The 14,313-nt window shown below is 47.3% G+C and carries 15 protein-coding genes and 1 pseudogene; 2 read left to right on the plus strand and 14 right to left on the minus strand.

Features of this window, described 5'->3' with window-relative positions; genetic code table 11:
• Window positions 1-111 precede the first annotated feature (111 nt).
• From BUQ89_RS07645 to arsS, 10 genes are all read right to left on the minus strand, one after another.
• Complete coding sequence (locus tag BUQ89_RS07645) at window positions 112-879, minus strand: phosphate ABC transporter substrate-binding protein (RefSeq protein WP_245812939.1); 768 nt, start codon at window positions 877-879, stop codon at window positions 112-114.
• Window positions 880-1,090: 211 nt separating this feature from the next.
• Window positions 1,091-2,131 (minus strand): methyltransferase domain-containing protein, encoded by a 1,041-nt coding sequence (locus BUQ89_RS07650; protein ID WP_028461761.1) that lies wholly within the window; start codon window positions 2,129-2,131, stop codon window positions 1,091-1,093.
• Window positions 2,132-2,157: 26 nt separating this feature from the next.
• The gene (locus BUQ89_RS07655; protein ID WP_028461760.1) at window positions 2,158-2,355 is read right to left on the minus strand and encodes a hypothetical protein; all 198 of its coding nucleotides are present in this window, start codon (window positions 2,353-2,355) and stop codon (window positions 2,158-2,160) included.
• Window positions 2,356-2,935: 580 nt separating this feature from the next.
• Window positions 2,936-3,694: a class I SAM-dependent methyltransferase gene (locus BUQ89_RS07660; RefSeq protein ID WP_143071254.1), complete on the minus strand. Its 759-nt coding sequence runs from the start codon at window positions 3,692-3,694 to the stop codon at window positions 2,936-2,938.
• Window positions 3,695-3,750: 56 nt separating this feature from the next.
• Window positions 3,751-4,185: a hypothetical protein gene (locus tag BUQ89_RS07665; RefSeq protein ID WP_028461758.1), complete on the minus strand. Its 435-nt coding sequence runs from the start codon at window positions 4,183-4,185 to the stop codon at window positions 3,751-3,753.
• A 28-nt stretch (window positions 4,186-4,213) separates the two neighbouring features.
• On the minus strand, window positions 4,214-4,852 hold the full coding sequence (locus BUQ89_RS07670; RefSeq protein ID WP_245812941.1) for a TIGR04282 family arsenosugar biosynthesis glycosyltransferase: 639 nt from the start codon (window positions 4,850-4,852) through the stop codon (window positions 4,214-4,216).
• A 16-nt stretch (window positions 4,853-4,868) separates the two neighbouring features.
• Window positions 4,869-5,600, minus strand: a complete 732-nt coding sequence (locus tag BUQ89_RS07675) for a TIGR04283 family arsenosugar biosynthesis glycosyltransferase (protein ID WP_051537613.1) — start codon at window positions 5,598-5,600, stop codon at window positions 4,869-4,871.
• Entirely contained in the window at window positions 5,587-6,390 is an 804-nt protein-coding gene (locus BUQ89_RS07680; RefSeq protein WP_036573232.1) for a DUF547 domain-containing protein, read from the minus strand. Before BUQ89_RS07680 ends, BUQ89_RS07675 begins: the two co-directional genes overlap by 14 nt.
• Complete coding sequence (locus tag BUQ89_RS07685; RefSeq protein ID WP_028461755.1) at window positions 6,353-8,539, minus strand: FAD-dependent oxidoreductase; 2,187 nt, start codon at window positions 8,537-8,539, stop codon at window positions 6,353-6,355. Before BUQ89_RS07685 ends, BUQ89_RS07680 begins: the two co-directional genes overlap by 38 nt.
• A 66-nt stretch (window positions 8,540-8,605) precedes the next feature.
• Window positions 8,606-9,559 (minus strand): arsenosugar biosynthesis radical SAM (seleno)protein ArsS, encoded by a 954-nt coding sequence (gene arsS / locus BUQ89_RS07690; protein ID WP_028461754.1) that lies wholly within the window; start codon window positions 9,557-9,559, stop codon window positions 8,606-8,608.
• Window positions 9,560-9,619: 60 nt separating this feature from the next.
• Here arsS and BUQ89_RS13545 point away from each other — a divergent pair, with 60 nt between their 5' ends.
• Complete coding sequence (locus BUQ89_RS13545) at window positions 9,620-9,841, plus strand: hypothetical protein (RefSeq protein WP_143071255.1); 222 nt, start codon at window positions 9,620-9,622, stop codon at window positions 9,839-9,841.
• 28 nt (window positions 9,842-9,869) lie between these two features.
• Here BUQ89_RS13545 and BUQ89_RS07695 read toward each other — a convergent pair whose 3' ends face one another.
• The 3 genes from BUQ89_RS07695 to BUQ89_RS07705 all read right to left on the minus strand — a co-directional run bounded on the left by BUQ89_RS07695 (window position 9,870) and on the right by BUQ89_RS07705 (window position 11,958).
• The gene (locus BUQ89_RS07695; RefSeq protein WP_245812942.1) at window positions 9,870-10,100 is read right to left on the minus strand and encodes a zf-HC2 domain-containing protein; all 231 of its coding nucleotides are present in this window, start codon (window positions 10,098-10,100) and stop codon (window positions 9,870-9,872) included.
• On the minus strand, window positions 10,097-10,723 hold the full coding sequence (locus BUQ89_RS07700; protein WP_028461752.1) for an RNA polymerase factor sigma-70: 627 nt from the start codon (window positions 10,721-10,723) through the stop codon (window positions 10,097-10,099). The genes BUQ89_RS07695 and BUQ89_RS07700 overlap by 4 nt, the downstream gene beginning before the upstream one ends.
• Before the next feature lie 458 nt (window positions 10,724-11,181).
• Complete coding sequence (locus BUQ89_RS07705; RefSeq protein WP_028461751.1) at window positions 11,182-11,958, minus strand: MEDS domain-containing protein; 777 nt, start codon at window positions 11,956-11,958, stop codon at window positions 11,182-11,184.
• 262 nt (window positions 11,959-12,220) lie between these two features.
• On the opposite strand from BUQ89_RS07705, the gene BUQ89_RS07710 reads away from it, so the two are divergent.
• Window positions 12,221-13,486 carry an alpha/beta fold hydrolase gene (locus BUQ89_RS07710; protein WP_028461750.1) on the plus strand — a complete coding sequence of 422 codons (1,266 nt, stop codon included), beginning with the start codon at window positions 12,221-12,223 and terminating at the stop codon, window positions 13,484-13,486.
• 52 nt (window positions 13,487-13,538) lie between these two features.
• Here the strand turns inward: BUQ89_RS07710 and BUQ89_RS07715 are convergent.
• Window positions 13,539-13,999 (minus strand): annotated as a pseudogene (locus BUQ89_RS07715) (transposase).
• Window positions 14,000-14,313 lie beyond the last annotated feature (314 nt).

Genomic DNA, 14,313 nt, shown 5'->3' on the forward strand with positions numbered 1-14,313 from the left:
AAAAATTAACTCTTTATAATCAATAGTAGAAAATTTCTGACGAAGGCTTTTGCAAAAGTCTCAGGTTATATAGTGAAAAATGGATAAGTCGCATATTGCGAGACAGTCCCCTTAAGGTGTCACAAAAAACTGAGCTTCGATTAAGTCCCGAACGGCGGGAGATTGAGCGAAGGTGATGAAATCACGCGCCAGGTCGGACGGCTGTGCTTTGACAATCAGATTTAGTGGTCGCGACAAGGGATAGCGACCTCTGGCCAGGGCCATTACTGTGGCGGGTTGACCGGCCATGGGCAGTAGCTTGATGAGCGTGCCTCTGGCCTCCTCATACTCCGCGGTGCCAATGGAGACATAACCAATGGCACCTGGATTGCCGACTATCGTTTTGATGCCCTGTTGATTGTCGCCAATCACAACTTGTGCTTTGATTTGGCTGTTTTTTAGTGCGTAGTAATGCAAAAATAGCTCTAGCGTAGAACGCCCTTCAGCCTTATTCACCACGGTGATGGGCTGATCTGCGCCATCGACTTCCTTCCAATTGCGGATTTTTCCGGTATAGATATTGACGATCTGCTCATCGCTCAAAGCAGATACCGCATTACGCTGGTGGAGGATGATACCGATGCCGTCCATGGCGACCAGGTAAGGCGTCAGGTCCTGTTCGGAATCCTTTAGTGCCCGTGACACCATGCCGATATCGGCCAGTCCCATACGCACATCATTAATGCCACGGGATGAACCGCCGGTTTGCACGTCGATACGCACACCGGGGTGTTGTGCTTCATAGCGTTTGGCGATTTCCAATGCCAAGGGGGCCACAGTGCTTGATCCGGTCAGTGTTAGGCGCTTGTCGTTGGCCTGGGCTACGGATAAGCTGCTCATGACGATGATCCATAGGATAAGTACCTTAACCGGCAATCTTATCATGAGAGTTTCCTCATAGTGCTGAGGGTAGATTCTTTGGCATTAGTGGCTAGAAGTAGTGACACCAAGGCTTCCGCCATAATGGGGTGGGCGGAGCTCCTGGCAGAGAACACCAAGATTCGCAACCGGGATGCCACTGGCTTTCCTGAGTGATGATCTGAACTTTCGACTAGCAACATGGGTTGGCTTCCGTCGTTGATCTGATGGTATCAAAAGGTATGTTCGAGCTACAGCCTTTGAACAAACCAAAATGCCGGCTGAAATCGCCGATAAAGATGAAGTGTTTGGCAAAGCGCGTGTCCTTCAACATGCGCCAGGTGTTACCACAAACCGGAAATACACGGCTTGCCGGAATGGCATGATATTTATCCAGGATGAAGTGGCGTGGGCTGTGCGGAATGGTACCCTGGTAAACTACGGCCTGATCGTAGTCCTCACAGGCACTCTCCAAATCGTCGAGTTTGAATAGTCGGTAGGTTGCTGAGAAGAACCGCAGGTTACCGATTTTCTGAGTCAGCACTTCATCGGTCACGCTTAAGGGGAGATCCTCTACCAGCCGGGGATCGGCAAAGCCGGCGATGTTAGCCAGACGCAGAAAATCGTTCCGGTACAGAGCGCCACCTAGGCATTCACCGTATAACACCGAATCCTCGCGTACGATATCAGGAATACGGCGGTCGGAATAGACATCAGAAAAATAGAATTCACCACCGGGCTTGAGCAGCCGGTGAACTCCCTGCAATACCGCTGTTTTATCCGGCGACAAGTTTACCACGCAATTGGATACGATGATGTCAAAGGAGCCGGGTTCCAGATTGAGCTCATCGAGTTTTTCGATATAGCCCTTGATAAAGCGTACATTATCAAAACCGAAGGCTTCCGCATGCCAGCACTGATTTGACTGGGCTATTGCCAGTTGCTCGTCGGTCATGTCAACACCGATAACCTCACCCTCCGGGCCTACCAACTGCGCCAATGCATAAACGTCACGACCTGATCCACATCCCAGGTCTAACACTCGGCACCCTTTAAGTAGCGATGGGCAAACCAAGCCACAGCCATAGTAGCGTGACAGTACCTCAGGATGGATGCGATCCAGCAGAGGCTTCAGCCAGCTCGGTAGATTGCTTGTGTCACAACAGACGGTGGTCTTTAGATCGGCAGTACTTTGCAGCTGTTTACCGTAATAATCTTGTACGACTTGATGCATAGTGTTAACTCCAAAGATTTTATGACTTAGACTTTAGCTGGCTTCGACTCGGCTTGCAGCCAAGTAAATTTTTGAATCCTCTCATGGTAATCCACCAGGAAATCCGCTGGCATGGTGTGTATACGTGAGTAGGAAATATCTTCTGCCAATTTGGGAGGTGGCCAGTTTGATTCTCCCAATGCGGATAAGCTGAAAGATGCAATGGCTTGACTGGGCTGCAACATAAAAGAAATGCCTTATAATGATTTTTCCTATTGGTCGCAGCGATTTCTGGTTTTCTTACAGTGGATAAGGATTAATTTTCCAAAGATTTTTTGAACATCCATAATAAGATTGCGTCGCTCTTTTATCCGGTAACCTGCGTTATCAATGCTTAATTGGAGTACCCACATATGGCTACGTTCAGTATAGGTATTTGGCATATTGGTCCCGATAGAGTAGTGGTTGCCCCGGTCGTTATTGATGGTTGCGGCATAATCATCACCTGATTTGAGCGGTGCCAGTACAGGATGAAAGTCCTTCTCGAATTCACCACCAGCGGTCTGACCAACAGCGCCATGCTGGCACTCGCTGTCGACCTGATTGCATTTTTGTCCCAGAGAATGATCCGCTAACGGGCCTGAGAAATATCCTTGTTAAATTGAATGACTTCGGATTGATGACTAAACTTGCCCGTACAATACGGGGTTTTGCCAAGGCACGTTTGGAATGAATGCCGCGATGGGAATGAATCAGATCAAATCATGACGAGTTATTTCTATTGCTTCAACCCCATGAGCACTGGTTCGGAAACCGAAAATACCCTTAGTCAGTGCTCTTGATAAATTTTAGTGTCATACGATCACTTTCTCCGATAGACAAGTAATGGTCTCGTTGTAATTCGCCGAGCCGTAGCGTGGGCGGCAATGTCCAAACTCCTTTGGGATGGTTGGTACTGTCGGTTGGATTGGCGTTAATATTGCTTTTTGCGAGCAATCTGAATCCCGCTTGTTCTGCCAATCGAATAACGTAATTCTCTCGTAGGTATCCACTGCCTTCCTGATCGGATTCCGGTCGTGTGTCGGGCAGGCGATGTTCGACAACGCCCAGAATACCACCGGGTTTTAGTGCCCTGTAAAAGGCTGAAAAGGCGGCCAGTACCCGTTCATCGCCACCTCCTCGCATATACCAGTTATGAATATTACGAAAAGTAAGAACCCGGTCGGCACTACCGGCAGGCGCTATGTCAACGTATGATGGGGGATTAAAGGAAGTAATAGTTACTTTATCGTAAAAATCAGGGGATACCCGGAGTTTATCCAGAAACTGCTTGCGCGAATCTCGATAGAAAGGTGATGTGGAATTCGCGTTGAAATGCGCCGCATAGAGTTTCCCTTTTTTTCGTAAATAAGGCGCAAGAATTTCGGTATACCAACCATGGGTACCTGGCCAAATTTCTACCACCGTCATGTCTTGTTGTATATCAAAAAAAGTGAGTGTCTCCAGCGGGTGTCGATAGTGATCCCGTTGTGATGTCGTTTCGCGATGGGGCGCATTGACCATATCGTTCAGTTGATCAGCCATTGTGTAATCGATACAAATAATGAATGAAAAAAACAGGATTCGTAGTATTCGCCACATTATCTGCTACCCTTAAGAGGAAAAGTGAATAGCATATCCCAGTTTCTTAGCCAGTAAAGAGCAAGGCAAGCAGCCAACATAGGGCAGGCTGCCAAAAAAAGCAGGTTATCAAAAGGCGCCAGATACTGTTTGTAGGAAGAAAAGGTTGAGATGGCATGTATTAATAAAACGCCACCGTATGTCCAGCGCCGCCAAAGACCTGCGACAAAAGCGAGTATCAGCAACATCTCGACCGTGCCAATAAAATAAGATGAATGCTGATTCAACCAGCCAATGCCGTAAAAGGCCTCAAACACCTTACTGGCATGTGATGGGTTGATGAATTTGTCGAGCGTCCACATCAACATCACAATAAATACGCCAAGGCGTAATGCCAGTAATGAATATAACAATGGCTTTTTTAGGTCGTCAGGAATGGATGATTCTCGGCTCATAGATTTTTCCTCCTATCGCATTTAAAAGTTAATCGTTAGTGTTAATGTCGTAAATCCCACCCTTCCTGGCTGAGTCTTGTCTCCAGCCTGCAGGCAGATAGCGCAGATCCTGTGGTTCATCAATATCATGTAACGCTGTTAATTGTTGTAAAGCAAATCCATGCTCTAAAATCCGTTGCCGCGTTATTCTCGCAACAGCATCCGTACTCCACGGTATGTCGCTGAATACGGCAGGTAGGTGTTGACGCATACCCAACAACGCATAACCACCGTCGCTCACCGGCACCATGCAGGCATCGTGATGATGCAGTGTTTCAGCAGCCATGCACAATTTTTCAGCGGTCAGCCCAGGGCAATCGGTGCCGATCAACAAAATGGCCTCTCCGTTGCTGGTAACGCGTTGAGAGGCCCTATTGAGACGTTCGCCCAAATCACCATCGCCTTGTTCGCTCCATTCGAACGAGGCCGGCAGAGCCAAGTCCTGCCAGATCGGGTGCAGCGCGGTTGGTGACACGCAAAGTTCCACTGGTCCGATATTTGCAGCAAGGGACTGCTCAAGGGTATGGTTGAGCAATCTCTTTGCTAACTGAGCTGAACCTGCCCGGCCAAGCGCCGGTATCAGCCTTGTTTTGGCCAAACCGGGTAAAGGTGCCTTGGCAAAAATCACGATTCGAATTCGCTTTCTAAGGGATTTTTTCATCATTTTCCGCTCGGTAATATCGCTTTACCAGTTGTTCAGCCGGTACGCCTCGCCAGTAGGCCCAACGTAATATCCACATTAATCGGATAGTGCGCCAGATGCCGTATTTTATCCATCGACGTCCGGAGGTGGTGACCTTTGCAGAAAGACAGGCAGGCCGTTCAAAATATCGTAATCGCTTAGATAGCTCAATATCTTCCATGAGCGGCTGCGCTGGAAAACCATGCACTTTGTCAAAAAGGGTTCTTTCTATAAACAAGGCCTGATCGCCGGTTGCAATATTGGTGAGCCGCGATCGCAGATTTATAAAAAAAGCCACCACGCGAAGCATCAGTGCTTCACCGCTAATACGGACATTAAAACGGCCCCACCGATGCTTCTTTAAGGCACCTAAAATGTGTTCAAGGCCATCTTCTGGCAGGCGTGTGTCAGCATGAAGGAATAACAAAATAGAACCTTTGGCCGCTGCCGCGCCTGCATTCATTTGCAAGGCACGTCCCCGAGCCGAGCGAATGACCTTGAATCCGATTGCTTCCACGATATCCGCAGATCCGTCGTCACTGCCACCATCGATCAATAAAACCTCACAACCCAGACGTTGCCATTGCTGCAAATGAGCCATTAGATCCGGCAGGGTATCGAGTTCGTTGAGCATGGGTACGATAATAGATAGCTCGGAACGGCAGGCCTGAATTTTTTGTTCAGCGTTTTTCATTAAGTTGCCAGTCATAATCCAGGAACTCAATGGCAACATCATCGGTTTTCAGCCTGGCTTTCATTGCCGTTGAAAGATTGAGCGCAGCGGCGTGAGCAATCAAAAAATCCTCCAGGCGGTGATAATCCAACCATCCTTGCTCAAAATCTTCCCGATACCATTTAAAAATGGAAGACAGCTTGATCACACTATTCTCCACGCGATTGCGACTAGAGTCGCTGAGAAATAGCTGTGTCTGTTGCTCTAACTGATCATCCAGACGATTCCCCACATAGGCTTCCGGGCGCAATGCCGGGCAACCGACGCTGGCACAGTTGACGGCAAAGTGAATGCGCGGATCGTTATAGCGCCCTGAACTGCGAATCAAGCCATGTTCGATATCATCCAGTGAGCGCGTCTTGCCCAGCAAAGGAATAAATTCTTTGCGCCAGGGTGAGCTGAAAAGGCCGCCAAGATCCTTGATCGATTTCAGATTCGGCCATGCCGTCAATATCAACTCGATAGTCCAGGCATTGTAGGCGTTGATCAGAAAGGCCAGCTGTTCATCCTTGGGCCAGGTGTCAAACTGATCCTGGCTGACATTCGATAGCGTTGATAAGTACTGTTTTAGTCGGCTACGTTCCTCGGCCATACCCTGATAGTCTACCGTGGTTGATTTACCACCATTTACGGATGACACATGTGTTTTTAACAGCCTGTTCCAGGTACTGTAATCGATATTCTCAGCCCAGGCGGTCTGTAGTGTCAGGCAGCTAAATAGTAGTATTATCAGTGTGTTTTTTTGGGGCATAACCTCTTCTCCAGTTGTGATATTTTTCCAGCCAGACCAGCACACGTTGTGGTGCATGGGCTCGCTTCCATTCGCCTGCAACATATTTGTTAGCTTCCGCCCAGGTGGGGTAGGCGTGAATCGTGCCAAGGATCTTGTTCAACCCAAGGCCATACCTCATGGCTAGTACGAATTCCGCCATCAGGTCACCTGCATATTCGCCGACGATGGTCACGCCGAGAATGCGATCTTTGCCAGGTTCGGTGAGTACCTTGACAAAGCCTTTGGCCGCGCCATCGGTAATGGCGCGATCCAAATCGTCCAACTCGTAACGCGTCATCTCAACAGCAATCCCTTTTTCCCGGGCTTCCTGTTCGTTGAGCCCCACCCGAGCCACTTCAGGATCGATAAAAATGGTCCACGGAATGACGCGGTAATCGACCTTGAACTTTTTGAATTGGCCGAATAAAGCATTGACAGCTGCATACCAGGCCTGATGGGCTGCGGTATGTGTGAATTGATATGGGCCCGCCACATCACCAGCGGCGAAAATATTAGGATATAAGGTTTCTAAATAGTCGTTGGTTACGATGGTGCGGTTAGTTTCGATGCCCAGCTTTTCGAGGCCGTAACCCTGTAACCTTGCCACACGGCCCACGGCACAGAGCAGGACATCGAATTCGATGTTTTTTTCCTCGCCATTGTGTGCCACAACCAGACATTTGCGATCACCATCCTTTTCACAACGAAGCGCTTTGTGATGGGTCAACACGGCCACGCCATCGTGTTCCAGTGAAGCCTTGGCGAGCTCGGAAACTGCCTGGTCTTCACGAATCATGATGCGTGGTGCCATTTCTACTTGGGTTACCTGAGAACCCAGGCGTGCAAAACTCTGTGCCAGCTCGCAGCCGATAGGTCCACCACCCAGCACTACCAATCGTTTGGGGGCTTCGTCCAGTTTGGCGAATTCATCCCACAGGGTATCGCTGGTAACATAACCCACCTCCTCAATACCCTGCAGCGGTGGTACAAAGGGGCGCGCGCCGGTGGCCAGTACGATGGCTCGACTGGTGAGGTGCTGAATGCTGCCATCAATGCATTTGATTTCCACCGTCCAGGGATCGACCAGATTGGCATAACCCTGGATTACTTCTACACCAAGGTCTTGGTAGCGCTCGATACTGTCGTGAGGCTCGATCCTGGCAATCACTTCGTGCACCCGCTGTATAACCTTGCGAAAGGAAAATTCGGGGTTGGTATCTTCTAAACCATAATGGCCTGCATGCCGCATCTGGTGCGCCAGTTTTGCGCTTTTAATTAACGCCTTGCTTGGCACACAGCCATAGTTCAGGCAATCACCGCCCATTTTGTGGGCTTCAATCAGAGTGACTTTTGCCTTAACCGCTGCCGCGATGTAAGCCGTGACCAAACCTCCGGCTCCGGCACCAATCACGATCAAGTTGCGGTCAAAGTGCCTGGGTTTTGGGTACCGGGCATAGATACGGCGTGCTTTAATCACACTCAGCATTTTTTTAGCGATCAGTGGAAAAAGCCCCAGTAGTGCAAATGACGACAGCAACGATGGGGATAAAATGCCCGACAAGCTGTCCAGCTGTGCTAACTGTGTGCCTGCGTTAACGTAAACGAGGGTACCAGCCAGCATGCCCAACTGGCTGACCCAATAGAAAGTGGCTACTCGGATGGGTGTCAGCCCCATCAACAGATTAATCAGAAAAAAAGGGAATACGGGTACAAGACGTAATGTGAACAGATAAAAAGCGCCGTCCTTTTTAATGCCTTCATTAACGGATTTCAGGCGATCACCAAAGCGTTTTTGTACGGCATCATGCAGCAAATAGCGGGATACGAGAAAAGCCAGGGTAGCACCAATCGTGCTGGCAAAGGACACAATCACAGTTCCCCACAACAGACCAAACAAGGCACCGGCAGCCAGTGTCATCACAGCGGCACCAGGTAGGGACAAGGCAGTGACCAACACATACAGTAGTAAGAAGGCACCGCCTATCAGAGCGGGTTGTGCTCCACGCCAAGACTCAAATTGCGTCAGTCCACTTTTTAATCCTTCCAGTGTGAGTAGGCGATGGAGATCGAAATAGAAAAAGCCAACGACTATCGCAGCGAGTACGGTTAATAAAATTACTTTCTTCATTAGATTACTCCGTCGTTGAGGTCCGTTATGGCTGATGGTTATCGCTTTTTTTTCTGCTCTTTTTCTCTAGAGGGTTCCGCCACAGCTACTACCCTGTCCGGCAGTGCAACCGAAGCAATGATCCGCTACACGGATGGATTTGCCTTCCAGACCATCTTCTAGCAGGTCACGTAGATGTTTGCGTTTTCCACCGCCCAAAGGTAATTTTAATTGCTGATTAAAGTCGCAGTCGTATAAATAACCTTGCCAATCTACGCTCACCAGGGAGCGGCACATGACTTGTTCAAGGTTGTTCGGTTGGTGGTTGGCTTTCAGCAGCTGCATATAGTCCTGAAACTGGTTCCTGGAAATCAGAGTCGAGCCAAAGCGCTTGATGGGCATGTTGGCCAGCGCATACAGATGATTGAACTCGATCCCAAAATGATCGAACAGTTCTCGCTTATAATCGGCCTCCAGCGCCTGTTGGTTCGGGGGCAGTGACGCTCCTTGGGGGTTATAGACAAGATTAAGCAGCAAATCGTTGCCCGGTCTGCCATAGCCAAGTGTATTGAGTTTTTGTAGTCCGGCGATGCTTTTATCGAAGACACCCTTGCCACGCTGTTTGTCTACGTTTTCCAGGGAATAACACGGCAGCGACGCAACAATCTCCACCTGATGCTCGGCCAGAAATCCAGCCAGACCATCTTGCCCGGGCTCGAACAAAATGGTCAGATTGCACCGGTCAATCACATGCTTACCTGCCGTTCTGGCTTGTGTCACTAGATAACGAAAGTCGTTGTGTAGCTCCGGTGCTCCACCGGTCAGATCCAGGATTTTGATATTGCGGGACTTGATGACCGGGAGGATCAGATCCAACGTTTCCCGATCCATCATCTCCTTGCGATCGGGGCCAGCATTGACGTGACAGTGTAGACAACGCTGGTTGCATTTGTAACCAAGACTGACTTGCAGAGTTTCCAGGCTTCCTCGCTGAATGGCCGGAAAGTCAGTGATTCTCAAAAGCGGTAAAGTTGCATGCATCGCGTTCTCCTGTGTTCAAAGACAAATAGTCAGTGTTTGAAGCTTTGTCGGGGATACTGGATGATTTCTTACAGATTATTTCATTTGTGCAGTGGTGTAAGAGCGTGGTTGAGTATTGAAACACTCCACATATCGTTAATTTATCTACCAGAACAGGCGTTCGAAGTCATTCCGGGTGTCACGCAAAAGACGCTGAGCAACTATACTAATCACCTGTTGCAGACCCTGATCAGAGTGCTACAGGGTTTCTTCCGTGACCCAATAGAGGCTAACTGGCCGTAACTTGTGATTGAAGCAAACTCGAGATGAACTAATCTCGATGATCACCAGAATCTACTGATTTTTCATCGCTGTTGGCACCTTTGGGTCCCTTTGCATAATCATGCGCAATTTCGCGTAATATGCCCATTTGCTTGCCAAAATTACGACAGCCAGCGCACATCATGATGTGGATCTTGAGCGTAGCGCGCTCTGTTAAAGATAATTGACGCTCCTGGGCGTCAGAAAATAGGCGAGTGGCCTGTTGGCAATTCATCATCATGATTTTTTACCTTCACTAAACCAGCGATTTTCCAGACATTCACGCAAATGTAATCGCGCTCGGTACAGCATGACATGCAGGTTACTCGTTGTAATATTCAGAGTCTCGCAAATTTCCGTGCTGTTCAATTCGAGAAACTCCCGCATCATGAACAGTCGTGCTTGATTCTCTGGCAGATCATTCAAGCAGGTCTCGAACACCCGCCAAAAATGAGTGTTCTTGACGGATTCCATCGGCTGGGACCAGGAAGCGGGACGCTCACTCTCTTGCCAAAAACCCTTGATGTCGAACAGTGTATCAAGATTTTCTTCATTCTCATGGCCTGAGGTCAACCGGCTGGCTTCGACCATCCGTTGTCCTTTGCGAAGCACATCGGTGATTTTATTCTTAAGGATGGCGAAGACCCAAGTCTTCAACGCTGAGCGCCTGCCAAAAGATCCGGCATTTTTTAATGCGCCAATTAATGCTTCTTGCACAGCATCTTCCGCCAATGCTTCATCTCTTAGTTGAAGGCTGGCAAATTTCAACATCTGGATGCGTAATTGCTGGAGGAACACTGGGTCCGTGAAATCTGTGGTATTGGAAGCCTCATTATCGGCGACCGGTGCTTGTTCAATCTTCATTCATTATTATTCCCTTGGATTTCGTTCATTGTTGCGCTATAGGATGCCATGCCGTAGGTGTCACAAAGATTCAATAATACCTGCCCCCAAGCGATCTCCTGTAGCTAGTCAATAAACGGATGGAGTCTTGCCAACAGTGCGGTTTTGCTCACAGACTCTCCTCATGGATAAAACGAATTCTTAACACATTGGTCGAGCCTAACCTGATGATTCTTACAGTTGGTGTAAGAAAAGATGCCAATCTGCTGGCTGCTTAAACCGATAGACTCCATTTTGACAGTACATATCAAGGCAACATGCGCAGGGTCACACGATTAAACCTGTTAATTGTGTTAGTTATATATTGTGAGACCTTTGCAAAACCCCAATAGTTGAAAAATTAATCTTTTATAATCAATAGTATAAAACTTCCGGCAAGGGGTTTTGCAAAGGTCTCATTGTATAAATACGACTTAAACTTACACACCTAAGAAATGAGCCAATGGATAATGGAAAGTGTCGCCATGACATTTGAGTGCGCCTAAAATAGCTATACCTGAAAATAGCCTAGCGTCATATTGGCACAAACTTACAACTGGAAAATGGTGTCCTAATCCCTGATTGTATCTGGTCTCAAAATCATTTAACTCATCCGTTCCCATACCTTTTTGTAAGGTCCAAGCCATATCACCGAGTACTCGCAGACCTTGAATACCTTGTTTATTGGCATTCATAAAAGCATTTTCGAAGAAAGTATAGAGCGCTGTGCTGTCTGCCATACCCTCGGTCAAAACAATATGACCATTCTCAACATCCTGATCAATATCGGATCTGACATCACGTAGCTCGTTTAATATGATGGATTGAACCTCGGCAGTAGCAACTACGAAACAACGATTACCTGCTTGAAGGCCACCGAGTAAAAAAGGTAAGGCTAATTTTAGTCGACCCAAATCGGTGTCATAAAATGCACATAAGTGGCTACCATAATTAATTGTGATACCTTCAAGATCAATATGAGCGATTCGGCTTGGCGCATGTTCAAATGGAACCATATTAGCAGGCACCTGATCCTGCTCAAGGTAAGCCCGTAGATCAGTTAAGCGATATCTCCTCTCGCGTTTAACCCCTATACGCAGGCATGTTAATTTGCCCGAGTCACTCCAGCGCCTTAATGATATCTCACTGGCATTTAGAATCTTGGCCGCTTGTTTGATGTTCAGAAGTGATTCAGTAACATTTTCAGTAGTGCTCATGCAGACGCTCTCCCTAAATAACGCTTATTTAGTTCAGTAAAATTCTTAGGTTTGTGATTATGCTTATAGTTTTCAATTGCATCTTTTCAAGTTTTTTCAGGTCACCAGCCTGGCTTTATAAAAATATTGACTTTTATTATAGCATGGGTCACATTATAGGAATGATTATGTATGATGATCAATGATCATTTATGATAATGTGGTTTACATGATATTCAGATGTTCACAGCGCCAATCAAATCAATAATTACAGGATAACAAGATGAATTCAGTTCCCGAAAGTTCGGAGGGTTACAATTTTTATAGTGCACTCAGCCATCCACCATTGCGGGCCGCAGGTAATACTCCTGATTTGTCAATCTATCGTCCCCAAGGCATCCCGGAAGTGGGTGTTTTCCGTTACAAGGCACCGGTCGAGGGTTTGCTGCAAATAGGTGATGCACATAGTGCTAAAACTGACTGGTCGGATGATTTTGAAATTGCATGGACTAAAATGGGCAATAAGGGGCCATTAGTTTTATTTTTGCATGGTGTTCCAACCAACCGCTCGCAATGGGAAGCAGTGCAGGCACAAGTATCACGCTTCTGTGAAACGATTTCCATTGACATGCTGGGGATGGGTGAAAGTTCCCAGCCAAGACTTTATGGTCGTAAAAATAATCGCGCTCCTAATGCCATGTGGAATTGGGTTAACGATGTTAATTATATTGAAAAACTAATGCAGAAAGAATATCCAGGACGGCAATTCATTTTTATTGCCGACGACTGGGGTAGCGGTATTGCGTCACAATATGCCGCGATGCATGGCGACCGTTTGAATGCATTCGTACAGATGGATCCGGTTGCTTTCGATGGTTATCCGGTTAATGAAATACAGGCTATCGGCAGAGCCTCCGAAATTCCCAATACACAAGAGGGCGATGCCCAGTTTGCGATGGTATTTGCAGCCTTTGATCAGACGCTGGTACAAATTCTAAAATCAATGGTGCATAACCCTTCCAAATACAATCAATACAATTTGCGTTATCTAACTTTTCCTTATGTTGATGTGGATTATGAGCGCAATAGTGCAGATGATGGCGTCACCGATGTCGCCAAATCAACTACTATGCGCCTAAAATTACACAACATCCGAGTGCTAGCAGATCGCGCTGCAGTTCTTAGCCCAGCTCTGCTACTGCCATATCATCCACAATATAATCCTCAGGGTGTGCAGTACCAGAACATCACTGTTCCGACACTGATTATGTGGGGTGAGTATGACAATATGATGCCGGCAGCACAGACACAACGATTTGCTCATGTATTAGGCACAGATGATGTGCAAATTACTTATATTCCAAGGGCGGGACATTTCCCAGCCACGGATAATCCAGACTGTGTCGCAGACACCATCCTTAATTTTATTCGTCGCGTCATGGGACGCAGTGCGCTGGCTGATATCTATATTGGAAATCAAGGCATCTGGAAAGGGGATGAACGCCAAATGATTCAGGAATTACGTGTGTTGCATCGTGTTACCGTTTGATTAAATATAGAGAATATGCACGCTAATACTTGTGTGCATCCTGGAATTACAGTCATGAGATGTTTGCCCAGAGAGTGATACATCTGATTTGCACAGTGGCAAGGAATGAAGCAGTATTTTTGGCGTATCTTGTGGCGATGCCGCGCCATGTCTAGATGTATCTTTGTATTGAGCCCTCTTTCGTGCGACTCATGTCCTGATTTCCGCCCCTAGCCCCGGCGGCATGGGGATGAGACTGACATCAATCATAAGCCACTGGTAATCCGGATCGTCAATCAAAATTTCCATTAATTTTTCCCAGATACCTTTGTCGCGCCAGCGGATAAAATGGTGGTGTGTGTTGTTCGAACCCCCATAATCCGGCGGAAAATCCCGCCATGATGCGCCCGTGCGTATAATCCAGAAAACGGCATTAATGGACTGGCGGTTATCTCTAGTTATGCCTCCCCAAACGCCTTGGCAGCCAGGCAAATGAGTTTCAAGCAGCGCCCATACTTCGATCGTGCCTACGATGCGAACGTGTCATATAAGACTTTTTTTACAAGCATTTCATATTTTCCATTTCGTGACTGCATTATTTAGTGGGTTGTCAAAAAGTTCGGGTTGTTATAGACAATCTAGATAACAATCATTATCATTCGTATTATTAGTCGCATTAGCGGTATTCAGTTCGTGGATTTGAAGTCGCTTTAACGTTTTTACTGTGCATCTCTGCTATGAATAGAGACTGATACAAAAAATGAGCGCCATCTGCTGTCATCATGTTTTGTTGGGGTCATAAACAGGTTATTCCAGGGTAATGGTAGAAAAGGGGATGGTAAGAAAGC

It is taken from the genome of Nitrosomonas cryotolerans ATCC 49181 (genome assembly GCF_900143275.1).
In the GTDB taxonomy this organism is placed as follows: domain Bacteria; phylum Pseudomonadota; class Gammaproteobacteria; order Burkholderiales; family Nitrosomonadaceae; genus Nitrosomonas; species Nitrosomonas cryotolerans.